At 69.0% G+C, this 23,532-nt stretch carries 21 protein-coding genes, 2 pseudogenes and 1 riboswitch; of the genes and pseudogenes, 3 read left to right on the forward strand and 20 right to left on the reverse strand.

Annotated features, from left to right (window positions below):
* Positions 1 to 61 precede the first annotated feature (61 nt).
* The 9 genes and pseudogenes from nusB to KHF85_RS16695 form a co-directional block, all read right to left on the reverse strand.
* Positions 62 to 529: a transcription antitermination factor NusB gene (nusB, locus tag KHF85_RS16655; protein WP_003466187.1), complete on the reverse strand. Its 468-nt coding sequence runs from the start codon at positions 527 to 529 to the stop codon at positions 62 to 64.
* The gene (ribH, locus tag KHF85_RS16660; RefSeq protein WP_284567507.1) at positions 526 to 993 is read right to left on the reverse strand and encodes a 6,7-dimethyl-8-ribityllumazine synthase; all 468 of its coding nucleotides are present in this window, start codon (positions 991 to 993) and stop codon (positions 526 to 528) included. The genes nusB and ribH overlap by 4 nt, the downstream gene beginning before the upstream one ends.
* A 101-nt stretch (positions 994 to 1,094) precedes the next feature.
* The gene (ribB, locus tag KHF85_RS16665) at positions 1,095 to 2,249 is read right to left on the reverse strand and encodes a 3,4-dihydroxy-2-butanone-4-phosphate synthase (RefSeq protein ID WP_284569584.1); all 1,155 of its coding nucleotides are present in this window, start codon (positions 2,247 to 2,249) and stop codon (positions 1,095 to 1,097) included.
* Between the two features lie 96 nt (positions 2,250 to 2,345).
* Complete coding sequence (locus tag KHF85_RS16670) at positions 2,346 to 2,945, reverse strand: riboflavin synthase (RefSeq protein ID WP_284567508.1); 600 nt, start codon at positions 2,943 to 2,945, stop codon at positions 2,346 to 2,348.
* A gap of 78 nt (positions 2,946 to 3,023) precedes the next feature.
* Positions 3,024 to 3,197, reverse strand: a riboswitch (FMN riboswitch).
* A gap of 148 nt (positions 3,198 to 3,345) precedes the next feature.
* Positions 3,346 to 4,464 (reverse strand): bifunctional diaminohydroxyphosphoribosylaminopyrimidine deaminase/5-amino-6-(5-phosphoribosylamino)uracil reductase RibD, encoded by a 1,119-nt coding sequence (gene ribD / locus KHF85_RS16675; protein ID WP_409976626.1) that lies wholly within the window; start codon positions 4,462 to 4,464, stop codon positions 3,346 to 3,348.
* Positions 4,461 to 4,952, reverse strand: coding sequence for a GNAT family N-acetyltransferase (locus KHF85_RS16680; RefSeq protein ID WP_284567510.1), 492 nt, complete (start codon positions 4,950 to 4,952; stop codon positions 4,461 to 4,463). Before KHF85_RS16680 ends, ribD begins: the two co-directional genes overlap by 4 nt.
* Before the next feature lie 11 nt (positions 4,953 to 4,963).
* Positions 4,964 to 5,494: a transcriptional regulator NrdR gene (gene nrdR, locus KHF85_RS16685; RefSeq protein WP_009576486.1), complete on the reverse strand. Its 531-nt coding sequence runs from the start codon at positions 5,492 to 5,494 to the stop codon at positions 4,964 to 4,966.
* Positions 5,495 to 5,638: 144 nt separating this feature from the next.
* Positions 5,639 to 6,892, reverse strand: a complete 1,254-nt coding sequence (gene glyA / locus KHF85_RS16690) for a serine hydroxymethyltransferase (protein ID WP_284567511.1) — start codon at positions 6,890 to 6,892, stop codon at positions 5,639 to 5,641.
* A 332-nt stretch (positions 6,893 to 7,224) separates the two neighbouring features.
* Positions 7,225 to 8,322 (reverse strand): annotated as a pseudogene (locus KHF85_RS16695) (TonB-dependent receptor domain-containing protein); the annotation flags it as partial.
* 73 nt (positions 8,323 to 8,395) lie between these two features.
* Here KHF85_RS16695 and KHF85_RS16700 point away from each other — a divergent pair.
* Positions 8,396 to 9,352, forward strand: coding sequence for an IS1595 family transposase (locus tag KHF85_RS16700; protein ID WP_284566649.1), 957 nt, complete (start codon positions 8,396 to 8,398; stop codon positions 9,350 to 9,352).
* A 6-nt stretch (positions 9,353 to 9,358) separates the two neighbouring features.
* On the opposite strand, the pseudogene KHF85_RS16705 reads toward KHF85_RS16700, so the two are convergent.
* The 3 genes and pseudogenes from KHF85_RS16705 to KHF85_RS16715 form a co-directional block, all read right to left on the reverse strand.
* Positions 9,359 to 10,573, reverse strand: a pseudogene (locus KHF85_RS16705) (TonB-dependent receptor plug domain-containing protein); the annotation flags it as partial.
* A gap of 128 nt (positions 10,574 to 10,701) precedes the next feature.
* Complete coding sequence (locus KHF85_RS16710; RefSeq protein WP_284567512.1) at positions 10,702 to 10,896, reverse strand: hypothetical protein; 195 nt, start codon at positions 10,894 to 10,896, stop codon at positions 10,702 to 10,704.
* A gap of 808 nt (positions 10,897 to 11,704) precedes the next feature.
* A complete protein-coding gene (locus KHF85_RS16715) occupies positions 11,705 to 12,172 on the reverse strand; it encodes an RcnB family protein (RefSeq protein ID WP_284567513.1) in 468 nt (155 codons plus the stop codon).
* Positions 12,173 to 12,399: 227 nt separating this feature from the next.
* Between KHF85_RS16715 and ettA the strand changes: the two genes are divergently transcribed.
* Positions 12,400 to 14,061, forward strand: a complete 1,662-nt coding sequence (gene ettA, locus KHF85_RS16720) for an energy-dependent translational throttle protein EttA (RefSeq protein ID WP_284567514.1) — start codon at positions 12,400 to 12,402, stop codon at positions 14,059 to 14,061.
* Positions 14,062 to 14,265: 204 nt separating this feature from the next.
* On the opposite strand, the gene def is transcribed toward ettA, so the two are convergent.
* On the reverse strand, positions 14,266 to 14,781 hold the full coding sequence (gene def, locus KHF85_RS16725) for a peptide deformylase (RefSeq protein ID WP_284567515.1): 516 nt from the start codon (positions 14,779 to 14,781) through the stop codon (positions 14,266 to 14,268).
* 385 nt (positions 14,782 to 15,166) lie between these two features.
* Here def and KHF85_RS16730 point away from each other — a divergent pair, with 385 nt between their 5' ends.
* Positions 15,167 to 16,183 carry a DUF4434 domain-containing protein gene (locus KHF85_RS16730; RefSeq protein ID WP_284567516.1) on the forward strand — a complete coding sequence of 339 codons (1,017 nt, stop codon included), beginning with the start codon at positions 15,167 to 15,169 and terminating at the stop codon, positions 16,181 to 16,183.
* 19 nt (positions 16,184 to 16,202) lie between these two features.
* Here the strand turns inward: KHF85_RS16730 and KHF85_RS16735 are convergent, their stop codons facing one another.
* From KHF85_RS16735 to KHF85_RS16765, 7 genes are all read right to left on the reverse strand, one after another.
* Entirely contained in the window at positions 16,203 to 17,336 is a 1,134-nt protein-coding gene (locus tag KHF85_RS16735; RefSeq protein WP_284567517.1) for an acyl-CoA dehydrogenase family protein, read from the reverse strand.
* Positions 17,337 to 17,339: 3 nt separating this feature from the next.
* Positions 17,340 to 18,029 (reverse strand): alginate O-acetyltransferase AlgF, encoded by a 690-nt coding sequence (locus tag KHF85_RS16740; RefSeq protein ID WP_284567518.1) that lies wholly within the window; start codon positions 18,027 to 18,029, stop codon positions 17,340 to 17,342.
* Positions 18,026 to 19,501 (reverse strand): AMP-binding protein, encoded by a 1,476-nt coding sequence (locus KHF85_RS16745; RefSeq protein ID WP_284567519.1) that lies wholly within the window; start codon positions 19,499 to 19,501, stop codon positions 18,026 to 18,028. The genes KHF85_RS16740 and KHF85_RS16745 overlap by 4 nt, the downstream gene beginning before the upstream one ends.
* 27 nt (positions 19,502 to 19,528) lie before the next feature.
* Positions 19,529 to 19,711 (reverse strand): phosphopantetheine-binding protein, encoded by a 183-nt coding sequence (locus KHF85_RS16750; RefSeq protein ID WP_284567520.1) that lies wholly within the window; start codon positions 19,709 to 19,711, stop codon positions 19,529 to 19,531.
* A gap of 61 nt (positions 19,712 to 19,772) precedes the next feature.
* Entirely contained in the window at positions 19,773 to 21,353 is a 1,581-nt protein-coding gene (locus KHF85_RS16755) for an MBOAT family O-acyltransferase (protein WP_284567521.1), read from the reverse strand.
* Between the two features lie 13 nt (positions 21,354 to 21,366).
* A complete protein-coding gene (locus KHF85_RS16760) occupies positions 21,367 to 22,491 on the reverse strand; it encodes an alginate O-acetyltransferase AlgX-related protein (protein ID WP_284567522.1) in 1,125 nt (374 codons plus the stop codon).
* Positions 22,492 to 22,495: 4 nt separating this feature from the next.
* Complete coding sequence (locus KHF85_RS16765; RefSeq protein ID WP_284567523.1) at positions 22,496 to 23,521, reverse strand: alginate O-acetyltransferase AlgX-related protein; 1,026 nt, start codon at positions 23,519 to 23,521, stop codon at positions 22,496 to 22,498.
* Positions 23,522 to 23,532 lie beyond the last annotated feature (11 nt).

Consider the following 23,532-nt stretch of genomic DNA (forward strand, 5'->3'; position numbering starts at 1 on the left):
CACAGGGGACGTCCGCCACGGCGGCCGCTTTTAGCTTTTGCCATTCCCGATTCCCAGCCCTTCAGCCCCCCGACTCCACCGTGCGCCACGCCAGCGCGGCGCGGTCGAGCACGCCGTTGACGTAGGTGTGGCCGTGTTCGGAGCCGAAGCGCTTGGCGGTCTCGATGGCTTCGTTGATCACCACGCGGTACGGCACGTCGTGGCGGTGCAGCAGTTCGTAGGCGGCCAGGCGCAGCACCGCGCGTTCGATCGCGTCCACTTCCTCGACGGTGCGGTCCAGGTAGCCGACCAGCGCCGCGTCCAGCTCGGCGCGGTGCTTGAGCACGCCTTCGACCAGGTTCTCGAAGTAGACCAGGTCGGCGATCTCATGCGCCTGCTCGTGCGCGAACTGCGCGATCACGTGCTGCGCGGTGCCGCCGGCGATCTGCCAGGCGTAGATCGCCTGCAACGCGCGCCGGCGCGCGCGCGAACGCAGCACCGGATCGACGCCGTCGCGGCGGACATGCTTGTGGCCGGCGGGCTTGTTCACGGCAGGCACTCCAGAAGATTGACCATCTCCAGCGCGCCCAGCGCCGCTTCCTCGCCCTTGTTGCCGTGGCTGCCGCCGGCGCGCGCCTCGGCGTCCTCGACCCGCTCCACCGCCAGCACGCCGTTGAGCACCGGGATGCGGAAATCCAGCGACACCCGCAGCAGGCCCTGGGCGCAGCCATCGGCCACGTGTTCGTAGTGGCGCGTATCGCCGCGGATCACGCAGCCCAGCGCGATGATCGCCGCATGCCGGCCGGCGGCGGCCAGGTGCGCGGCGACCAGCGGCAGTTCCCAGGCGCCGGGCACACGGATCACGTCCACCGCGTCCTCGGCGATGCCGTTGCCTTGCAGGCTGGCGCGCGCGCCAGCCACCAGCACGTCGGTGATGCGCGCGTTCCAGAGACTGGCGATGATCGCAAAACGGGCCGCGCCGGGAGCGCGGAGATCGGCTTCGTAGTGGGTCATGGCGGTGGTGGGTTCAGGGGGTGGGAGAGTTTAGCAGTGCAGCCGGGACTCGGGACCGGGGACCGGGGACCCGGAAAAGCGCCAGCGTGCCCGCGGAAACTTCATGCAGCAGGCTCTTGCTGTTCCCGATCCCCGGTCCCCGGCCCCCGGTCCCGCACCCCGCACACCTCCACATGCTCCACCACCTCCAGCCCGAACCCGGCCAGGCCGACCTGGCGGCGCGGCGTGCCCAGCACGCGCAGCTTGCCCAGGCCCAGGTCGGCCAGGATCTGGCTGCCGGCGCCGTTGCGCCGCCACTGCCCCACGTCCTTGCTGTTGGCGACCACGTCCGGCTGCTTGCGCAGCCGCGCCAGCAGCGCCTGGCTGTCGTGCGGCGCCGACAGCACCACCATGACCCCGCTATCGGCCGCGGCGATCGCGCGCAGCGCGTCGCTGGCGGCCACGCCGAAATCGTCGCGGCGCCAGTGCAGCAGGTCGGCCAGCGGATTTTCCACCTGCACCCGCACCAGGGTCGGCGTGTCCGCGTCCAGGGTGCCGCGGACCAGTGCGAAATGCAGGTCGTGGGCGATGCGGTCGCGGTAGGTGACCAGGGTGAAATCGCCGAACTCGGTCTCGATGCTGCGCTCGTCGATGCGCTCGACGGTGTGCTCGGTGGCCAGGCGGTAGGCGATCAGGTCGGCGATCGAGCCCATCTTCAGCCCGTGCAGGCCCGCGAATTCCTCCAGTTGCGGGCGCCGCGCCATGCTGCCGTCGGGATTGAGCACTTCCACCAGCACTCCGGCCGGCTCCAGCCCGGCCAGCAGCGGCAGGTCGCCGGCCGCCTCGGTGTGGCCGGCGCGGGTCAGCACGCCGCCGGGCTGGGCGATCAGCGGGAAGATGTGGCCGGGCTGGCTCAGGTCGTGCGGCTTGGCGTCGGGCTTGACCGCGGTGCGCACGGTATGCGCGCGGTCGTAGGCGGAGATGCCGGTGGTGACGCCTTCGGCGGCCTCGATGCTGACGGTGAAGTTGGTGTGGAACTGCGCGGTGTTGTGCTGGACCATCGGCGCCAGCCCGAGCTGCGTGCAGCGCTCGCGGGTCAGCGACAGGCACACCAGGCCGCGCGCGTGGGTGACCATGAAATTGATGTCCGAGGGCTTGACCAGCTCGGCGGCCATGATCAGGTCGCCCTCGTTCTCGCGGTCCTCGTCGTCGACAATGACCACCATGCGGCCGGCGCGGATTTCCTCCAGCAGCTCGGGGATGGGGGCGAAGTTCAGGCTGGGGGCGGTGGATGGCGACATGAGGGACTCGCAGAAGACGGAAGGCGCCGCGGGCAGCGGCGACGGCACGGCAGATGACGGACGCGGCGCAGGTCAGCCCTGACGGCCGTGCAGCAGGCGTTCGACGTAGCGCGCGACCAGGTCGATCTCCAGGTTCACCGCCGCGCCGAGCGCGGTGTGCGCGAATGCGGTGTGCGCCACCGTATGCGGGATCAGCGCCACCTCGAAGCCGGCATCGTCCACTTCGTTGACGGTCAGGCTGACTCCGTCCACGCAGATCGAGCCTTTCTTGGCGATGTAGCGCAGCAGCGCCGGCGGCGCGGCGAAACGCCAGCGTTGCGCGCGCGCGTCCTCATGGATCGACAGCACGCTGCCGAGGCCATCGACATGGCCGCTGACCAGATGCCCGCCGAGCCGGTCGGTCGGACGCATCGCCCGCTCCAGGTTCAGCGCCGCGCCTTCGGCGAGCGTGCCGAGCGTGGTCAGGGCCAGGGTTTCGGTGGACGCATCGGCCTGGAACGAAGCCGCGTCGAAGGCCACGACGGTCAGGCACACGCCGTTGACCGCGATGCTTTCGCCGAGCTGCACGTCGGCGAACGGCAGGCTGCCGGTGGCAAAGCTGAAGCGGATATCGCCGCCCTGCGGCTGGCGCGCGGCGAGGCGGCCGACGCCTTCGATGATTCCGGTGAACATAAACGTTTCTCGCAAGGAGGGTGAGCGAAAAACGCCACAAGGCAAACAGGCGCGCGCACAGCCGCAAGGCTGCGCGAAAGCCGTCTTCTTTCATCCGGACTATACCGTCGGCTCCGGCGTCGGACCGGATCTGCTGACCTTGCGCAGCCGACTCCGCACCTGCGTGCCGGTCCGACCACCCAAGCGCTCGCGGGCTCGTGCGCGAACGCACCTACCGCCGGTGGGGAATCGCACCCCGCCCTGAAGACGTTTGTGGTTGCCGGCGAACCGGCGTGCGCATTCTAACAGGGCGCGGCAGGGCGCCCGCCGCCGCAGGCGCCTCGCCGATGGGACATAGCATCGCGGCGAAGACGGCAACCTTGCGCGCGTCAGGGTGTGGGCGCACAGCGCAGCGCCGTGGCTAGGCGGCGTCCGCCGCCAGCGGGCGCAGCAGCAGGCGCAGGTCGGCGCCGACCTGGCGCGTCTCCAGCAATTGCAGCGGCACGCGCTGCGCCATGCTATCGATGCCCAGCCCGGCCAGCAGCGGGCGCGCGGCGTCGCCGAGCAGCAGCGGCGCCAGGTACAGCAGCAGTTCGTCGACCAGGCCGGCGCGCAGCAGCGCGCCGCTCAGGGTCGCGCCGGCCTCGACCTGCACCTCGTTGATGCCGCGCGCGGCGAGCAGGCGCAGCACCGCGTCCAGGTCGAAGCGGCCCGCCTGCAAGGCGACGGCGGCGAACCCGACCCCAGGCAGCGATGGCGGCGCCAGTCCCGGCGCATGCAGGTACAGGGTCGGCGCTGCGGCGTCGCGCACCTTGGCTTGCTGCAGCGTGCGCAGCTGCGCATCCAGCACCACGCGCAACGGCGGCACGACCTCGGCGCCGTCGTCCAGGCGCACGCTCAGCGACGGGTCGTCGGCCAGCACGGTGCCGGCGCCGGTCAGGATCGCCCCGGCGCGCGCGCGCCAATGCTGCACGTCCTGGCGCGCAGCCGCGCCGGTGATCCATTTCGATTCGCCGCTGGCCAGCGCGGTGCGCCCGTCCAGGCTGGCGCCGAGCTTGACCCGCAGCCACGGCCGGCCGCGTTCCACCCGCGACAGGAAGCCGCGATTCAGCGCGCGCGCCTGCGCGTCCATCAGCCCGCAACGAACCTCGATGCCGGCCTCGCGCAGCAGCGCGAAGCCGCCGCCGTTGACCTGCGGAAACGGATCGGCCATCGCCGCCAGCACCCGCGTCACCCCGGCTTCGATCAGCGCCAGCGCGCACGGCGGGGTGCGCCCGTAGTGCGCGCACGGCTCCAGGGTCACATAGGCGGTGGCGCCGCGCGCGCGCGCGCCGGCGGCGCGCAGCGCGAACACCTCCGCATGCGGGCCGCCGGCGCGCTGGTGGAAGCCCTCGCCCACCACTTCGCCGTCGCGCACGATCACGCAGCCGACCATCGGGTTGGGGCGCGTGCTGTAGGCGCCGCGCTCGGCCAGGCGCAGTGCCTGCGCCATGTGCCGATGATCGTCGGCGGAGAAGTCGCTCATGCCGTTCGCGCTCATGCGGTCTGCGCTGGCGCCGCCAGCGCGCTGGCGTCGATGCGCATCACCGTCACCTGCAACGGCCCCAGCGGCAGCTGTGCATGCGGCTGCCAGCCCAGGCCCTGGTAGTACGGCACCAGCCGCGGTTCGCAATACAGATACAGATACCCCGCCTGCAGCCGCGCCGCGGCCTGCACGCAATGCGCAACCAGCTGCGCGCCGACGCCGCCACTGCGCGCCTGCGGGCGCACGTACAGCGTCGCCAGCCACGGCGAGAACTGGCGGATGCGCGCATCGTCGTTCTGCAGCAGGCTGACCGAACCGAGCCAGTCGTCGCCTTCCAGCGCGATCCAGCTGGTCGGAATGCGGCTGTCGCAGCGATGGCTGCGCAGGTCGGCCTCGGCCTCGTCCAGCGCCCATTCCGGCAGCAACGCGCCGAAGGCCTGCAGGTGTTCGCGGGCCAACGCTGCAATGTGCTGCGGCGCCTCCCACAGGCAGACGATACGCATGCCGCCCGCCGTCAGCGCTTGCCGGACTTGTCGCCCGGCTTGTCGGCGCGGACCAGCTCCAGCAGCGGCAACTGCTCGCTGCCCACCGGCAACTCGCGCTCGAGCTTCTCGATCTCCTCGCGGAAATCGGCCACGTCCTGGAAGCTGCGGTACACCGAGGCGAAGCGCACGTAGCCGACATGGTCGAGCTTGCGCAGCTCGGCCATCACGTATTCGCCGACCCGGATCGACGGCAGTTCGCGCTCGCCGGACATGCGCAGCTGGTGCACTACCGCACGCACCGCCGCCTCGATCTGCTCCTCGGCCACCGGCCGCTTCTGCAGGGCGCGATCGAAGCTGGTGCGCAGCTTGCGCGCATCGAAGGCCTCGCGCCCGCCATCGCTCTTGATCACCGTCGGCAGCTTCAGCTCGATCGTCTCCAGCGTGCTGAAGCGCTCGCCGCAGGCCTCGCACTCGCGGCGGCGACGGATCGTCGCGCCGTCCTCGGACACCCGCGAATCGATCACGCGGGTATCGGTGTGCTGGCAGAAGGGGCAGTGCATCAGGGACGCCGGGACTCGGGACCCGGGACTCGGGACTCGGGGAAACGCGCAATCCATCGACCGGCCGGCCCGATGGCCATGCCAGTGGATGCGGGAGCCGGTGCTGTGCCGAGTCCCGAGTCCCGAGTCCCGAGTCCCGACATCTCAGCCATACACCGGATACTTCCGGCACTGTGCAGTCACCGCCTCGCGCACGCGGGCGATCACCGCGGCGTCGGCCGGGGCGTCGAGCACGTCGGCGATCCAGTTGGCCAGGTCGATGCTGTCCTGCTCCAGGTAGCCGCGGGTGGTGATGGCCGGGGTGCCCAGGCGCAGGCCCGAGGTCACGAACGGCGAGCGCGGGTCGTTGGGCACCGCGTTCTTGTTGACGGTAATGTGGGCCTTGCCGAGCGCGGCTTCCGCGTCCTTGCCGGACACGTCCTTGCCGATCATGTCCACCAGCATCAGGTGGTTCTCGGTGCCGCCGGAGACGATCTTGTAGCCGCGCGCGATCAGCGTGTTGGCCATCGCCTGCGCGTTCTTCACCACCTGCTGCTGGTAGGTCTTGAACTGCGGCTCCAGCGCTTCCTTGAACGCCACCGCCTTGGCCGCGATCACGTGCATCAGCGGGCCGCCCTGGATGCCCGGGAACACGATCGACTGCAGCTTCTTGACCAGCTCCTCGCTCGCGCCCTTGGCCAGGATGATGCCGCCGCGCGGGCCGCGCAGGGTCTTGTGGGTGGTCGAGGTGACCACGTGCGCATGTTCCAGCGGGCTCGGGTACACGCCAGCGGCGACCAGCCCGGCCACGTGCGCCATGTCCACGAACAGTAACGCGCCGACCTGGTCGGCGATGGCGCGGAAGCGCGCCCAGTCGATCTTCTGCGAATACGCGGAGAAGCCGGCCACGACCATCTTCGGCGTGTGCTCCAGCGCCAGCCGCTCGACTTCGGCGTAGTCGATCAGGCCCTGCGCATCGACGCCGTACTGCACCGCGTTGAACAGCTTGCCGGAGACGTTGACCTTGGCGCCGTGGGTCAGGTGGCCGCCGTGGGCCAGCGACATGCCCAGGATGGTGTCGCCGGGCTGCAGCAGCGCCAGGTACACCGCCTGGTTGGCCTGCGAGCCCGAATGCGGCTGCACATTCGCGTAGTCGGCGCCGAACAGCTGCTTGACCCGGTCGATCGCCAGCTGCTCGGCGATGTCGACGAATTCGCAGCCGCCGTAGTAGCGCTTGCCCGGGTAGCCCTCGGCGTACTTGTTGGTCAGCTGGCTGCCCTGGGCTTCCATCACCAGCGGGCTGCAGTAGTTCTCGCTGGCGATCAGTTCGACATGGTCTTCCTGGCGGCCGGCTTCGGCAGCGATGGCCTGGGCCAGTTCGGGATCGTAGGTTTCGATGCGGGCGGCACGCGGGAACATCGGGTCTCCGGGGGCATGAACACAAGGCGGGCGCATAGTTTAGAGCTTGTTGCGCCCTTTGCGGCGAGATCCATTGGCTGTCCGCGGGGCGGAGGCGGCCAACTCGCAAGGAACCAGGCGATGGCGCAGCGGGATCACGCTGTGCCCCCGGTCTCAGAACGTGTGTCCGTTGTTCCGTGCCCAGAGATGATGGGTGAAGAGACCGCCATAGACCGACAACCCCTGCCCCCTCGCAGGCCGGAGTCGGAAGGAGGGCCCGCGCCGGCAGGCGCGAGAGGCCTGCCGCCAACGCAGGCGCAGCCGCAGGCCAGCGCGCGCGGCTGCGCCGTGCGTTACAGCGCGAGCGATCCGCCCAGGGTCACCATGAGCGTGCGGTCCTGGAGCGGTTGCCAGGCCGCCGTCGAGGCCGTGGTGTCCAGCGCCGTGGTCGCCGCGTACATCAGCGCCTTGCGGTTGCCCAGGTTGAACACGTTGACCTTCAGGTACGGCTTCTTCAGGCCGCCGAAATCCTGGAAGTTGTAGCCGCCGTTGAGGTTAACGGTGGCGAAGCCACCCGCGTCCGAGCCGCCGTCGTTGAGGAAAGTGCCCCATATCCTGCTCTGCGCGTTGACGCTCAGGCTGGCCCACAGCGCACGGCCGGTGACGTTGACCGAGACATAGCCCACGTTCTTCGGTGCATTGACCAGGGTCTTGCCGTCGGTCGCATAGCGCGTGCCGCCGAGCGCGACATCGCGCTTCATCTCGCTCTTGTTGTACGCGTAGGAGGCATACACCGACCAGAGGTCGTCGACCTTGTAGCTCAACTCGGTGTTGACGCCACGCATCTGCACGCTGCCCAACTGGTAGTAGACCGGCGCGCGGGTCACCGGATCGGCGCCGCTGAATTGCTTGTGCGCGAAGTTGGTTGCATACAGATCCAGCACCGTGCTCAGCTTGTCGCCGTAGTAGCGCCAGCCCAGGTCGGCGGTCAGCGACTGCTCGGGTGCGGCATCGCGGATCGACGGCTGCGAACCGATGGCATCGGCGTAGGCAGCGTTCCAGAAGTCGTACAGCGCCGAGGTGTTGATCGGTGCGCGGTAAGCCTTGCCGACGCCGAGGAAGAACTGGTTCTGCTCGTCGCGCTGGAACTTGACCCCCGCCGTCGGGGTGAACTTCTTGTAGGTAGCGGCGCCGGAGGCGTACAGCGTGCTGTTGTCCGGCGTGGTCAGGTCGATGCCCCGGTCCGCGCCCGGCCAGGTCGCATACCAGCCCTTGCGCCGCACCCAGGTGTAGGCGCCGCCAACGGTCAGCGTCCACTGATCGTTGGGCGTCCAGGTATTGGTGGCGAAGACGCGGTAGGTAGGCGTGGTCGAGTAGAGGCGATAGGCGACCTGCGGGCTGCCGTTGGCGTTTTTGTAGTAGTAGCGGCTGTCATGGCCCCAGACGTCGGCCTGATTAGCGCTGTGTCTCAGCTGGTGATGCTGCCTTGGTTTAGAAATGCAGGCTCTTCAGTGAGATACGGCGATGACGCTCAATCGGATCCAGTTCCAAAAGGGGCTTTCGATTCCGGCTTTTCTGAGCCGCTACGGCTCCGAGGCGCAATGTGTCGAGGCCTTGGTTCAGGCCAGGTGGCCCAATGGCTTCGTGTGTCCGCAGTGCGGACACACGCATGCCAGTGGCTTTGAGCGGGGACGCCAGCACCTGTGGCAGTGCGCGCGCTGCCGGGTACAGACCAGCTTGACCGCCGGCACGCCCATGGCAGACACCAAGCTTCCCTTGCGGGTGTGGTGGCTGGCCATCTATCTGGTGAGCCAAGCCAAGAACGGAATTGCTGCGCTGGAACTGGCTCGGCAACTGGGCGTGTGCTATCGCACTGCATGGCGGATCAAGCACAAAGTGATGTCGGCGATGGCCGATCGTGAGCAGTCACGCCGGCTCGACGGAGAGGTCCAGATCGATGATGCCTATCTGGGCGGCGAACGCGCCGGTGGTCCAGGCCAACCGCAGTGGCGCAATAAAGTGCCGTTTATTGCAGCGGTTTCCCTGCATCAAGGGCGCCCGCGCTATCTCCGCCTGGATGTGGTCTCCAGCTTCCGAAGAAGCGTCGTGCACACGTGGGCTCAGCAGGCACTGGCACCGGGCACCCATGTCGTCAGTGATGGGCTGACAGCGTTCACCGGTGTGGGCTGGGCAGGCCTGACCCACGATGCCATCGTGACCGGAAGCGGCCGCAAAGGCGTCCAGCAGCCTCGTCTGCGTTGGGTCAATACGATCCTGGGCAATCTCAAAACGGCGCTTAGCGGCACCCACCATGCGGTGGACTTCCCCAAATACGGCGCGCGCTACCTGCATGCGCATGCCTACCGCTTCAATCGCCGCTTCAACCTGGCCGCCATGGTGCCGCGCCTGGCCAGTGCCCTGGCCGGCGCGGGAAGGCTCACAGAGCAGCAACTGCGTACGACAGCTGAGACACAGCGCTAATCAGGAGACGTCGGCGGGGTTGCCCTGCGGGTCGGCCGGCAGGAAGACGTTGGCGCTCTGCTCGCGCGGGCGCTCGGCCAGCGCGCCGTACTCCAGACTGTCGTTCATGCCGACGTCCTGCTTGAACTTGACATGGAGGCCCGGCCGGAAGGTGTCGAAGGTGAAGAACACATAGGTCTTGGCATAGCCGTAACTACCGCCGCCGTAGCCGTAGACGAAGTACGGCACGACCGACAGGTGCAGGCTGTCGCTCAGGGTGAACTCGCCGTCCAGGCTGGCGGTCCAGCTGCGGAACGGGTTGACCTGCGTGACGACCCAGTCGCTGGGATCGGCCGATTTGTAGGCCGCGACATAGCCGAAGTCGTAGCCGTTGGCCGCGATCTGCGCCTTGGTCAGGTTGCGGTAGTTGTTCGTGACCTTGCGGTTGTACTGCACCGAACCGGTGATCGCATCGCCCTCGTCCAGCGTCCACGCCGACTTGGCGTCGATCTTGGTCACAGTGGACTGGCCGTCGCCGCGCCACTGGTCGGCCTGGTTGTTCGAATAGGAGATCCACGAACGCACCGGGCCGGTGTCGCCGGTGTTGTAGCGCAGGAAGGTGCGCTTGTAGCGGTTGCTGCCGAAGCTCTGGCTCAGGTCCAGGCCGGCCTCTGCGGTCGGGTCGACGGTCACCCAGGCGATGTTGCCGCCGGCTGCGCCGATCACCGGCGAGGTCACGCCGGGATAGCCCTGCTCGACGGTGATGTCGCCCATGTTCTCGGTGTCGCCGTACTCGGTGGCGTAGATCGTGTAGTCGCCCGAGTCGTTGATCGGCACGCCGTTGACGGTCACCCCGACCTCGTCGGCGGGGAAGCCGCGCACGGTGAAGTTGCCGTCGTTCAGGCCGTTCATGTCGTTGCTGGCCGAGAGCGCGCCGGGGATGCTGGACAGCATCTGGGTAAAGTTGGCGCCGGGCGCGGCCTTGAGGATGGCTTCGCGGCCGATGGTGGACACCGCCTTGGGCGCGTACTGCACCTGCATGTTGCCGCCGCCCAGCGACAGCGAGTTGCCCGTCACGTTGACCGCGTCAAGCTGGCGCGCGCGCTGGGTGGCGTTGGAATTGCTGGTGTTGGAGGTCGTGGTGACGCTGCTGCGCTGACCGGCGTCGGTGCCGGCGGCGTCCTGGGCGAAGCCGGCGCCGACGGTCGCGTACAACGCGGTCGTCACGGCAAGGGAAAGCAAGGCTTTGGCATGGGGGAGGTTACCTGTGTGGGGGAGCTATCGAACCGATACATCGCCGCGTCGGCGCGCGCAGGCGTCGAGCAACGTCCGGGCCACGTCCCTGGCCCGACCGCTTCCAACTCCGAGAATCAGGGCGCCGCCGCGCCGATCGCGCTCGGCCGGGGCGAGATGAGCAGGCGCACCCTGCGCACCTCCGAACGTGGCACATCGATGGTGCGCACCACGGTCTGACGCCGTTCGCACAGGCCGGCGCGTGTGGCGGGCTGCAGAACCAGGGTGTCGCCATCGCCGGTGCCGCGGTCGAGACGGGTGTCCAACATCACTTGGTCGACTCGGTGATCAACGAAGCGGCCGGCCGCACTGCTACGGCGAGTCCGTCGCACGGCGGGAAGCCGGTCTGGCGAAACGCCATCGGTCGCGCGCCCGACTCGCCAACTGGCCTGCCACGTACCGCTGCAGAGCAGCATAGATTTCTCACGCGGAACTTGCAGACTCACAAGCCGTTGCAGGTCACGCTTCTGTCAGTTGGACGATTTTTCAGTACAGCCAGGGCCCGTCACGTGCCTCATGACAGGCGCAGGATCCCTCCCTGGAACAGCAGCACCAAGGCCATGCCTTAGCGGTTGCCCGCGTCCAGCTCGGCGCGCACCGGCGCGCCCAAATCTCGCCCTGCCGCAGGCTCGGCTCAGTGGGCGCCGCGTCCGCGATCGCGGCAACCCGCGCTGCCAGCTCGCGCCACCGCCAGGCCGGGGGAGCGCGCCCGTCCCCGTCGGCGCGGATCAGATGAAACGACGCGATTGCTCTCGCGTACGGGGCGCTTTTGTGCAAGCCGAGCGTTGGAGCGCAAGATGAAGAACAGAGGCATCGGTGGTCGTCAGCCGTGCGCAAGATGGTGTGGCGTGGTGACAAGCCGACAGCGGCGCCTCCACGCCTGTCGGCCACCCCTCCCGGAAGCCGCGTGGAGCGAGCCGATCCCTTTCATGGGGGACTGAACATCCCGGCGCCACAGGCCGCTCCGCAGCGTCTCAAAGGACACACCGCGTTCCAGGCCCGGCCCGGCGCAGGGCCGAGGGTGAACCAAAACGCAGACGGCCTCCCGGAGGAGGCCGTCTGACGGCGCCGCGACCGGGTTCAGCGGCCGTTGAGCACCAGGTCGGCGATGAGGCCGCTGGCGATGGCGACCATCAGCAGGTTGCCGCGGTCGTCGCGCACCCAGCGGTAGCCGTACGGCGGGCGCCGCACCTGGTAGCGGTCGTAGTCGTAGACCACGTAGTTGGGACCGTAGTAGCGCTGGCCGCGCGCCCACGGCGGCGGGCCCGGATGAGCGTAGTAGACGACGTCCGGACGGCGCCGGTAGCCGTCGCGATAGCCCTGGCTGTAGTAGCGGCGGTCTTCATGGCGCTCGCGCTCGCGCCAATCGGGGCCAGGACCACGGTCGCGCCAGTCGTGATCCGGACCCGGTCCCGGGCCTGGACCCGGGCCGCGATCGCCGTAGTAGCCGCCGCGGTGGTCGCCGTCCCAGGCGAACGCCGGAGGCGCCATGAAACCCAGCGCCAGCAGGGACGAAAGGGCAAGGGTGGCAATGCGTTTGATGTTCATGGCGGCTCCGTCACGTTGGGTGTCACGACTGCATTAATGCGCTTGCCGTCTGAACCGCTTCCTGCTGGAACCGGTTACCTATTCAGCTTGTCCAGAACGGGTAAGGGGGCGTTAACCCGCGCCCTGCCGGGAACGGCTGAATGGCCTTCCCGCTATACTGTCGCCCATACCTTTTCTGCTGACGTCCGACCGCCCGGTCGGGCGCCGGCATGCGCTACGGAGACCCCATGTCGCAATACATCTACACCATGAACGGCGTCAGCAAGACGGTGCCGCCGAAGCGCCAGATCATCAAGGACATCTCGCTGTCGTTCTTCCCCGGCGCCAAGATCGGCCTGCTCGGCCTCAACGGCGCCGGCAAGTCCACGGTGCTGAAGATCATGGCCGGCGTGGACACCGATTTCAGCGGCGAAGCGCGCCCGCAGCCGGGCATCAAGGTCGGCTACCTGGCGCAGGAGCCGGAGCTGGACCCGGCCAAGACCGTGCGCGAAGCGGTCGAGGAAGGCGTCGGCGAAGTGCTGCAGGCGCAGGCCGCGCTTGACAGGATCTACGAGGCCTATGCCGAGGAAGGCGCCGACTTCGACAAGCTCGCCGCCGAGCAGCAGCGGCTGGAAGCGATCCTCGCCGCCGGCGATGCGCACCTGCTCGAACAGCAGCTGGAAGTGGCCGCCGACGCGCTGCGCCTGCCGCCGTGGGACGCGGTGATCGGCCCGCTGTCGGGCGGCGAGAAGCGCCGCGTGGCGCTGTGCCGGCTGCTGCTGCAGAAGCCGGACATGCTGCTGCTCGACGAACCGACCAACCACCTGGACGCCGAGTCCGTCGAATGGCTGGAGCAGTTCCTGGCGCGCTACACCGGCACCGTGGTGGCGGTGACCCACGATCGCTACTTCCTCGACAACGCCGCCGAGTGGATCCTGGAACTGGACCGCGGCCGCGGCATTCCGTGGAAGGGCAACTACACCGACTGGCTGATGCAGAAGGAAGAGCGCCTGAAGCAGGAAGACAACCAGGAGAAGTCGCGGCAGAAGGCGATCCAGAAGGAACTGGAGTGGTCGCGGCAGAATGCCAAGGGCGGCCGCACCAAGGGCAAGGCGCGTCTGGCGCGCCTGGAAGAACTGCAGTCGGTCGATTACCAGCGCCGCAACGAGACCAACGAGATCTTCATCCCGCCGGGCGAGCGCCTGGGCAACGCAGTGCTGGAGTTCAAGCACGTCAGCAAGAAGTTCGGCGACCGCCTGCTGATCGACGACCTCAGCTTCCTGGTGCCGTCGGGTGCCATCGTCGGCATCATCGGCCCCAACGGCGCCGGCAAATCGACGCTGTTCAAGATGATCATCGGCAAGGAGAAGCCGGACTCGGGCGAGATCGTGCTCGGGCCGACGGTGAAGCTGGCCTACGTGGACCAGAGCCGCGACAAGCTGGAAGGCAACCATAACGTGTTCCAGGAAGTGTCCGGCGGCCTGGACATCCTCAACATCAACGGCGTGGAGATCCAGTCGCGCGCCTATCTGGGCCGCTTCAACTTCAAGGGCCAGGACCAGCAGAAGCTGGTCGGCAGCCTGTCCGGCGGCGAACGCGGCCGTTTGCACATGGCCAAGACGCTGCTGCAGGGCGGCAACGTGCTGCTGCTCGACGAACCGTCCAACGACCTGGACATCGAGACCCTGCGCGCGCTGGAAGACGCACTGCTGGAGTTCCCCGGCAACACCTTCGTGATTTCGCACGACCGCTGGTTCCTGGATCGCATCGCGACCCACATCCTGGCGTTCGAAGGCGACTCGCACGTGGAGTTCTTCCAGGGCAACTACCGCGAGTACGAGATCGACAAGCGCCGGCGCATGGGCGACGACGCCGGTCCGAAGCGGCTGCGCTTCAAGGCGCTGAAGTAAGCGAGCGGCGCTGAAGTAAGCGAGCGCGGAACGCGCAGATGCACCTTGCCACGGCCCGCGCACAGCGGGCCGTGTACATTCCGGCGCTCGGGTTCTCTCGGGCGCCTTCCCCTGTAGGAGCGGCTTCAGCCGCGACCGGGCGTTACCGGTAACGTTCGGTCGCGGCTGAAGCCGCTCCTACAGGGGAAGCGTACGACCATAGCGCTACAGCTCGTAGGACAGCACGTCCTCGAAGCCGAACTTGCCGAAGTCGCGGATCCGCGACGGGTACAGCCGGCCGATCAGGTGGTCGTGCTCGTGCTGCACCACCCGCGCATGGAAGCCCTCGGCCTGGCACACCACTGCGGTGCCGTCCGGGTCCAGGCCGCGGTAGCGGATCTGCCGGTAGCGCGGGATCACCGCGCGCAACCCGGGAATGGACAAACAGCCTTCCCAGCCGTCCTCCAGTTCGTCGGACAGCGGCTCGATCTGCACGTTGGCCAGCGCGGTGCGCGGCACCGGCGGCGCATCGGGATAGCGCGCATTGCTGTCGAAGCCGAACACCATCAGCTGCAGGTCCACCGCGATCTGCGGTGCGGCCAGGCCGACGCCGCGCGCGGCGTCCATGGTCTCGAACATGTCGGCGACCAAGGTGTGCAGCTCCACGCTGCCGAAGTTGCCGACCGGCTGCGCGATGCGCAGCAGGCGCTGGTCGCCCATGCGGATGATGTCGCGGATCATGCCTTGCTCCTGTCGCCGAATGCTGCGCCGATTATCCGCCGACTGGCGCACGCTTGCAGCCTTGACCACGTCCGCCTATCAGCGGGTGTCCCGCTGCGGATGCGGCCGGGGCTGAAGCCCCTCCTGCAGTGCACCCAGCCGGCCATTCGCAAGTCCTTTGCAATAGCGGTTGCCGGTGGTGTCGGCCGCCAACGTGGCGGCCTTGCCTGGCCGGCGTGCTTGGCGCCTCATCGAGCGGGACTCAAGGCCGGCGCTGCGCGCCGCTGCGGCATCCATCTGCAAAGGCGCTTTTGCAGCCACCGTCGCCGCATCACGCATACGACGCGACGCGCTTTTTCGTGGCGATGCTGTAGAACAACGACCTGGACCCCGCCATGCGGAAGCAATGCACAACGATCGCCCTGGATCCACTTTCTTCTCGCCCAGCCGGCGCGACCTGCTGCGCCTGGCCGTGCTGGTCCCCGCGGCGTTCGGACTGGGCATGCTGCCGGGCTGTGCGCAACCGCCGCGCTTCGACGGCAGTTTCATCCAGCCGTGGCGCAGCCACCTGGAGCTTGGCGCGCAGGACTGGCAACAGCACATGGCGCTCGCCCAGCGCCTGGGCTGCCGGCAGATCGTGGTGCAATGGGCCGGGCTGTACGGCAGCGGCGGCGATGCGGACTGGAGCCTGCCGGACAGCACGCTGCAGCTGATCTTCTCCACCGCCGCCGCCGCCGGCCTGCAGGTGCGGGTTGGCCTGCCCTATCACAGCGGTTGGTGGAAGGCGCTGCAGGCGCCGGACCTGGCCACGCTGGATGCGTTCCTGGCGCTGACCCTGGACAACGCACGCGCCTATCTGCAGAGCGCGCCGTGGCGCAGGCAGGCCAACTTCGACGGCTGGTACCTGCCGTACGAACTGGAGCAGTTCCACTGGGCGCAGGACGCGCGGCAGCAGCGCCTGTGCAGCTGGCTGGCCGCGCTGTGCGCGGCGGCCAGCGCCGGCACCGACAAGGTCACCGCGATCTCCACCTATTTCAGCCGGCTGCAGACCAGCGGTTCGCTGCCGCAACTGTGGAACCGCATTCTCGACCAGGTGCCGCTGCGGCCGATGGTGCAGGACGGCGTCGGCGTCGCCGGGCTGGACAACCTGGATGGGGTGGATCCGCTGCTGGCGGCGCTGCGCGCGCGCCAGGTCGCCTTCGACGTGGTGGTCGAACTGTTCGAGGAATTGCCCAGTTCGGCCGCCGACGGCAGCCACTTCCAGGCGCAGACCGCCGATGCCGCACGCATCCAGCAGCAGCTGGCGTGGGCGCAGCGCAGCGGCACCGCCGGCATCTTCGCGTTCGCGCTGGATCCGTGGCTGTCGCAGGATTCGCCGCGCGCGCAGGCGCTGCGCCGGCAGTGGCGCATCGGGCGCCAATAGCCCGCCCGGCACGCGCCTCCTACAGGGCGCGGCCGATGATTTCGCGCAGGATCTCGCTGGTGCCGCCCAAGATGCGCAGCGCGCGCGCGTCGGCCCAGGCGCGGCCGATGCCGTATTCGCTGCTGTAGCCGTACCCGCCGTGCAGCTGCAGCAGCGCGTCCAGCACCTGGCCCTGGATCTCGGTGGCGTTGAGCTTGGCCATCGCCGCGGTGGTCGCCTGCAGCCGGCCCTGCATGTGCGCGTCCAGGCACTGGTCGAGGAAACTGCGCAGCATCGCCAGCCGCGACGCCGCGTCGGCGAGCACGAAGCGGGTGTTCTGGTGGTCGATCAGGTGGCGGCCGAAGGCCTTGCGCTGGCGCACGTAGGCCAGGGTCTCATCGAGCATGCCCTCGGCCGAGGCCGCGGCGCGCAGCGCGATCGCCAGGCGTTCGGCGGCCAGTTGTTCGCCGAGGTAATCGAAGCCGCGCTGTTCCTCGCCGAGCAGGTGCGAGACCGGCACCGCCACGTCCTGGAAGAACAGCTCGCTGGTGTCCTGCGCGTGCTGGCCGATCTTGGCCATCGGCGCGCCGCGGGTGACGCCAGGCAGCGCGGTTTCGACGCAGAACAGGCTCAAGCCGCGCGCGCCCAGTTCCGGCGCCACGGTCGCCACCACCACCGCCACGTCGGCGTTGCTGCCGTTGCTGATCCAGGTCTTCTGGCCGTTGAGCAGGTAGTGCTCGCCCTGGCGCACGGCGCGGGTGCGGATCGCCTTGAGGTCGCTGCCGGCGCCGGGCTCGGTCATCGCGATCGCGCCGATCGCCTCGCCGCGCGCCATCTTCGGCAACCACGCGTCGCGCACCGTGTCGCGGCCGTACTGCATCAGGTACGGCGCGACCATGTCCGAATGGATCGAGAAGCCGATGCCGAGGAAATTGGCCCGCGCCAGTTCCTCGATCACGCAGGCGGCATGCCCGGCGTCGCCGCCCAGGCCGTAGGGTTCGGGCAGCTGACAGTTGAGCAGGCCGGCCGCGCCGGCCGCACGCCACAGCGCGCGCGGGGTGATGCCGTCGCGCTCCCACTGCGCGTAGTGCGGGGCGATCTGGCTGTCGATGAAACGCCGCACCTGGGCGCGGAACAGCGTGTGGTCTTCGCCGAACACGGGGCGCTCGCGCATGGCTCAGCGGCCGACCGGATCGGTGCCGCTGAGCTGGCCCTGCAGCACCGGCGCATTGCCGCTGCCGCTCAGGAACAGGCTGTAGTGGTCGCCGGGCTGCAGCGACGGCAGCGCCAGCGGCGCGCTGTCCTTGCTGCCGCACGCGGCCACCAGGCGCGCCTTGACCGGGTTGATCGCACGCGCGCCGCTGGCACCCGCAGCGACGGCTGGGAACACTACCGCGCCGTTGTCGGCGATCGTCAGCCGCGCCTGGCCGCAGTCGCTGGCCACGTTGTAGAAGCGGATCTCGGCCTTGAGCGCATCGCTGCTGCCGCCGCCATCGGCTAGCACGGCCAGCGGCCGCGACGGCGCGACCGCATCCAGCACCAGCGTGGTGTAACTGCCGGCGGCGACCTGCGCCTGCGCGCGGGCCTTGCCGGCCACGCGCAGCGCGAACGGCTTGCCGCCTTCGACGATGGCGTAGCGGGTGGCGCGGGTGGCCGGGCCGATGCGCTGCGCGGCGCCGTTGCCGATGCCGACCTCGAGCGCGGCATTGCCCGGGTTGAGCACGCGCACGAACGCCGAGCCGGCCGGCGGGCGCGCGGCGTAGAGCTGCGCGAGGCGGCCTTCCGCGGCGCCTTGTTGGGCGTTGGCGGCCAGTGGCGCGAGCGCGGCGGCGGCAAGCAATGCAAACAGGGCAAGCATCAATTTCATCGTGGCGTTTCCTGGCTGCGGAGCGTGCGCGCCATGGCATAGCGCTGCTCCAGTTGTTTGCGATCGACCTTGTCGCTGTTGCCGGTCGGCAACGCGTCCACGGCGATCAGTTCGGAGGGAATCATGTAGGCCGGCACGCGGCGGCCGAGTTGCTGCTTCCAGTCCTGCAGCGCGTCGGGCAGCGGCTGTACCGCGCCGGCGCCCGCTGCCGCCAGTTCGACGAAGCCGATCATCCGCACCAGGCTGCCATCGGGCCGGCGCAGTACCACCGCGGCACCGGCGACCACCCCGTCCAGGGTCGACAGCGCCGCATCCACTTCCGCCAGTTCGATGCGGTAGCCGTTGAGCTTGATCTGGTCGTCCCTGCGGCCGCGGAAGTAGAGCCGGCCCTGCGCATCGATATCGCCCAGGTCGCCGCTGCGGTAAGCGCGTTTGCCGTTGTGCTCGAACAGCACGCCCTGGCCGAGGTCGGGACGATCCAGATAGCCGCGCATCACGTGGTCGCCGGCCATGCAGATCTCGCCGGCGTCGAGGAACACCTCGGCATAGGGCTTGGCCACGCCGATCGGGAACGGGTTGGGCGCGGCCGCGCGCAGTGCCGGATCGATCTCCACCCAGGTGGTGGAACAGGTCGCTTCGGTCGGGCCGTAGGAATTGACGATGCGCGCCTGCGGAAAGCGCGCCCACAGCGCTTCGGCCACGCGCGGGGTCAACGACTCGGCGCCGAACACGAACACCTGCAGCGCGGGCAGATGTTCGGCAGCGAAGCGCGGGTTGAGCAGTTGCTGGCGCACGAACGAGGGCGTGGATGCCCATACCGCCACCTTGGACTGGCGCAGATGCTCGACGAAACGTTCGCTGTCGGCGATCACCTCGCGCGGGCACAGCACGCAGCACCCGCCCAGGCCGAGCGCGCCGCACAGGTCGAACAGCGAGAAATCGAAGTTGAACAGCATCTGGTTGAGGAATGCCGGCGCCGGCCCCAGCGCCAGGCAGTCGCGGATCCAGCCGGCGAACAGGGCAACGCTGTCGCGGCCGATCTGCACGCCCTTGGGATCGCCGGTGCTGCCGGAGGTGAACATGATGTAGGCCAGGTCCGGCACCGCCAACGCGCGCGCGGCGTCGGCACCGGGGCCGAACGCATCGGTGGCCGCGTCGTAGACCGCGGCGGCATGCACCAGCGCGACGATGCGCTGCAGCCGCGCCGGCGGATTGATCGTATCCACCGGCACGTAGGTCACGCCCAGCTGCAGACAGCCGAGCATGGCCACCACGAAGGCGGCCTGCTTGTGGCCCCAGATCACCAGCGCATGGCCGGGCTGCACGCCGGCCTGCTGCGCGCGGACGATCCAGTCCTGCGTGGCCTGGTACAGGCCGGCCCAGTCCAGCACGCCATCGGCAGCGTGCAACGCGGGCGCCTGCGCGGCATGGTCGCGCTCGACGAAACGGCAGCGGTCGAAATCAAAGCGCATGCGTGCGGCTCCTTGCGCGGTCCGCGCTCAACGCCGGTGCGCGGCCACGTACTCGGCCAGCACCTGCACCGATTCGACCAGCGTGTCGATCTCGTCGATCGGCAGGGTCACGCCGAGGCGATCCTTGACCTCGACCATCAGCTGCACCTTGGACATCGAATCGAACAGCGATTCCATGTACTCGTCCGGCTGCACGCGGGTGCCGATCACGCTCTAGACAATGTCGCTGAGCTGGGTCTGGAGGGTCTGCATATCCATGGGGTTCACCTTGTCAGAACTGGAAATAGAGGAAACGCGATGCCTTGTGCAGGCTCGACAGGCACAGCCCGAGCAGCACCAGCATGGCCAGCAACCACGGCAGGTTCGGCTGCCAGCGCATCCACGCGCGCGGCGCCGGGCTCGGCTTGGCCAGCGCGGGCGAGTACACGCCCATGATCTGGTGCGCATTCGGCGCCAGCCACACGATCGCCAGCAACAGCGCGACGTAGAGCGCCTGCAGGTGGTGGCCGATCAGCAGGCGCCATTCATCGCCCAGGCCCATGCCGGCGACCTGGCCGACGCCATGCAGGCTTTCCACGCCGCGCAGGCCGGCCATGGCCTGCACCAATTGCCAGGCATCGCCTAAGCCGTCGGCGCGGAAGAAGGCCTGCGCCACCAGCACCGCGGTGAAGGTCAGCGCCAGATAGCCGGCATGCTGCAGCGGCTTGCGCGTGCGCAGCGCCACCGGCTTGCGGCCGACGACGAAGATGCGCCAGGCATGGTTGATCGCCAGGTAGGCGGCATGCAGCAGGCCGAAGATCAGGAACTGCAGGCCGGCGCCGTGCCAGATCCCGGCCAGGCCCATCGCCCACACCGTGGGCAGCACGATCAACGACGCGAAGCCGCCCGCCGACGCCACCGCGGCCGGGCCGCCGGCGCGCCCGTGGCGGCTGCGCCAGCGGGTCACCGCCATCGCCACCGGGTAGTACAGGTAGGCGGTGATGTAGCGGGTCAGGGTCATGTGCCAGCGCGACCAGAAGTCGATCACGCTGGTCGCCTTGTACGGCGAGTTGAAGTTGAGCGGGAAGCGGATGCCGAACATCCGCGCCAGCCCCAGCGCCATGTCCGAGTAGCCGGAGAAATCGAAGTACAGCTGCAGCGCGTAGCTCAGCGCGGTGGCCCATGCGCCCCACAACTGCAGCTCGCCGGTGCTGGCGAAACCGGCATCGGCGTACGGCGCGATGCTGTCGGCCAGCAGCACTTTCTTGGCCAGGCCGATCACGAACAGCATGCCGCCGACCGAGAGATTGTCGGCGTGGAACCGGTAGGTCTCGCGCCTGCTGAACTGCGGCATCATTTCCTTGTGATGCAGGATCGGGCCGGCGATCAGGTGCGGGAAGAAGGTCACGAACAACACGTAGCTGAGCGGGCTGCGGTCGTTGACCAGGCCGGCGCGGCAGTCGAGCAGGTAGCCGATCTGGGTGAAGGTGAAGAAGGAAATGCCCAGCGGCAGGATCAGCGCATCCATCGGGCCGATGCTGACGCCCAGGTCGTGCGCGAAGGTGACCATCGCCGCGACGTACTTGTAATGCACCAGCAGCGACAGGTCGGCGACCACGCCCAGCGCGAGGACCAGCAGTTGCCGCCGTGGCCGCCTGGCCAGCGCCAGCACGCTCAGGCTGACCAGGTAATTGAACACGATCGAGCCGAGCAGCAGCACCACGAACTGCGGATTCCACCAGCCGTAGAACACGATCGAGGCCACGCACAGCCACAGCGCGGCCAGCCGCGGTTGCAGCGCACCGAGCAGGTAGTGCACGCCCAGCGCGATCGGCAGGAACATCAGCAGGAACAGGAAGGAGTTGAACAGCATCGTCGGTCAGCGCTCAGTCGATCCCGGCCAACGCCGCCTGCTCGCCATCGGTCAGCGGCAAGGACAGCGCCATCTCGGAGAATTCCCAGATCACCAGCTTCAGGCTCGGCGGCCATTGCGCGCGCTGCGGCCAGGCCGCCAACAGCGCGCCGGAGAACTGGCCGCCATCCAGGCTCTGGTTCCACACTTCGCGGCCCAGGGCATTGCCCAGGCGCTCGGCGAACAGGCTGCGGCGTCCGTTGGAGCTGCCCAGCAACAGCACCTCTACCGGCGCGGTGTCGTCCAACAGACCGCCGCTGCGCAGCGGCGCGATGCTCTGCTCCGGTTCGCGATCCAGTGCCGGGCGCCAGGCCGGCGGCGCGTGCTCAAGCCCGGCCAGCACGATCAGGTCGCCCATCCGCGGTCTCGGCGCACCGGGCGCTGCGACCGCGAAGGCCTGCCCGCCGCGCCCGCCGAGCAGCGGCAGCGCGGAGGCGGCCACCGCGTCGGCGGCGCGCTGCGCGCCGATCCCGTTCATGTGCACATCGGTGCGAAAGAACAGCGGCGCCTGCCCTGCCTGCAGCACCGGCAGCAGGTCGGTCGAGGCCACGCCCGCGGCGGCCAGCGCCTGTTGCCATTGCCCCAGCCGCGCGCGCATCGGCGCCGAATGGCGCAGGCCGCAGGTGTGCGCCTGCTCGATCCGCGCCTTGTCCGGCACCACCACCACCAACAGCTGCACGCCCTGCGCCTGCAACTGCCGCGACCAATGCCGCATCAGCCGCACGCGTTGCGCGAACACCGCCGCGCCAGCGGCCGCCGGTGGACGCAGGCCATCGCGGTAGAACAACCAGCCCGGACAGCCCAGCGCGACCTGCGGCCCCGCATCGCCGAGCAGCCGATAGCGCAACGCCGCGCCGATCAGGTCGGCGCGCGCCTGCAGCGGCAACTGCAACGCCGCATCGATCGCACGGCCCGCCTCGCCATCGGCCCAGCGTGCCGGCGCCAGCGATGCCGCCGGCAGTTGCGCGCGGCCCAGCATCCAGCTCCCGCACACCAGGCCGGCGATCAGCAGCACGACCAGCACCACGGCCGTGACGATGTGCGCCCGCGCCGGCGCAGCCGCGGGCAAGGGCGCAGCTGCGCCGGGACGTGCAGGCATCGGCTTACTTTCCCAGTGCCTTGTGCAGGCGCGCCTGCCACTGCGGCACGCTCATGATCGAGGCGTTATCCCACTGACCGCGCGCATCCGGGCCTTGCCCATAGGTCGGCTCGAACATCTGCCACACCAGCACCTGCGGCTTGCGCTGCCGGAACTCGGGCGATTCCAGATACTCCAGCAGCGTCAGCCAGTGGCCGACATTGCCGGGCTTCCAGTTCACCGACACCGGGCGATCGAGCGCGTTGGACAATTTCTGCGGGAAGCCGAAATACGGCTGCACCATGCTGTGCCCGGTGACGTGCACCGGTGCCGGCGCGTCGTCCAGCAGCGCTTGCTGCTCGGACTGGCGGCGCACGCTGAAGGTGTCGCGGCCGACCGCCTTGCGCTGCGCATCGGTGAGGAACAGTTCGGCCAGATCGCCGAAACGACGCTCGGTGATCTCGCTACCCAGCGCCATGCCGGTGCCGTCCTGGCCCTGCAGCTGCGGCAGCTGCTGGCGGATCTGCGCAGCGACCGCCATGGCCACCGCGTCGGCGGCCGGTTGGGTCCAGTGCTGGTCGCTGCGGTAGAACACCTCCTGCCCGCCCTGCTTGAGCTGGCGCAGCACCTGCAGCGCATCCACCGTCGGCACCTGCGCCTTCACCAGATCGGCGCGGACCAGCGCATAGCGGCTGCGTACGGCATCGCTCATGCGCTTGCCGTCGGGCAGCCTGTCCTCGTAGAACAGCGCCTTGTCCGGCAGCACCACGACCTCCAGCACGATCCCGGCCGCCGCCAGCGCCGCGCGCGCCTCGGCGATCAACGCGGTGTTGCGCTCGATCGCCGCGCCATCGACCTCGCTCAGGCTGCCCCACGCGGGGAACAACCAGCCATCCTTGCCGACCATCACGATCGAGGAATCCTGCGCGGCGCTGGTCGGAGCAGGAGCAGGAGCCTGGGCCAGCGCCGGCGCGGCGGTGAACGCGCACAGCAGACCCAGCCACAAGGCGCGCGCACGCATGGGAACAATCGGGGCAACAGCATCGGTCATGGCGGTTCTTT

Source organism: Xanthomonas graminis pv. graminis (assembly GCF_030168915.1).
Classification (GTDB): Bacteria; Pseudomonadota; Gammaproteobacteria; order Xanthomonadales; family Xanthomonadaceae; genus Xanthomonas_A; species Xanthomonas_A translucens.

Bases quoted from the DNA above. Each gene is read 5' to 3' on its own strand.
- ribD (WP_409976626.1), bottom strand. From the start codon at position 4,464: ATGAGCGCGAACGGCATGAGCGACTTCTCCGCCGACGATCATCGGCAC.
- KHF85_RS16715 (WP_284567513.1), bottom strand. From the start codon at position 12,172: ATGAACATCAAACGCATTGCCACCCTTGCCCTTTCGTCCCTGCTGGCG.
- KHF85_RS16670 (WP_284567508.1), bottom strand. From the start codon at position 2,945: ATGTTCACCGGAATCATCGAAGGCGTCGGCCGCCTCGCCGCGCGCCAG.
- KHF85_RS16755 (WP_284567521.1), bottom strand. From the start codon at position 21,353: ATGCTGTTCAACTCCTTCCTGTTCCTGCTGATGTTCCTGCCGATCGCG.
- def (WP_284567515.1), bottom strand. From the start codon at position 14,781: ATGATCCGCGACATCATCCGCATGGGCGACCAGCGCCTGCTGCGCATC.
- glyA (WP_284567511.1), bottom strand. From the start codon at position 6,892: ATGTTCCCGCGTGCCGCCCGCATCGAAACCTACGATCCCGAACTGGCC.
- KHF85_RS16735 (WP_284567517.1), bottom strand. From the start codon at position 17,336: ATGCGCGAGCGCCCCGTGTTCGGCGAAGACCACACGCTGTTCCGCGCC.
- KHF85_RS16745 (WP_284567519.1), bottom strand. From the start codon at position 19,501: ATGCGCTTTGATTTCGACCGCTGCCGTTTCGTCGAGCGCGACCATGCC.
- nrdR (WP_009576486.1), bottom strand. From the start codon at position 5,494: ATGCACTGCCCCTTCTGCCAGCACACCGATACCCGCGTGATCGATTCG.
- KHF85_RS16740 (WP_284567518.1), bottom strand. From the start codon at position 18,029: ATGAAATTGATGCTTGCCCTGTTTGCATTGCTTGCCGCCGCCGCGCTC.
- KHF85_RS16680 (WP_284567510.1), bottom strand. From the start codon at position 4,952: ATGCGTATCGTCTGCCTGTGGGAGGCGCCGCAGCACATTGCAGCGTTG.
- KHF85_RS16730 (WP_284567516.1), top strand. From the start codon at position 15,167: ATGCACAACGATCGCCCTGGATCCACTTTCTTCTCGCCCAGCCGGCGC.
- ettA (WP_284567514.1), top strand. From the start codon at position 12,400: ATGTCGCAATACATCTACACCATGAACGGCGTCAGCAAGACGGTGCCG.
- ribH (WP_284567507.1), bottom strand. From the start codon at position 993: ATGACCCACTACGAAGCCGATCTCCGCGCTCCCGGCGCGGCCCGTTTT.
- KHF85_RS16765 (WP_284567523.1), bottom strand. From the start codon at position 23,521: ATGACCGATGCTGTTGCCCCGATTGTTCCCATGCGTGCGCGCGCCTTG.
- KHF85_RS16700 (WP_284566649.1), top strand. From the start codon at position 8,396: ATGACGCTCAATCGGATCCAGTTCCAAAAGGGGCTTTCGATTCCGGCT.
- KHF85_RS16760 (WP_284567522.1), bottom strand. From the start codon at position 22,491: ATGCCTGCACGTCCCGGCGCAGCTGCGCCCTTGCCCGCGGCTGCGCCG.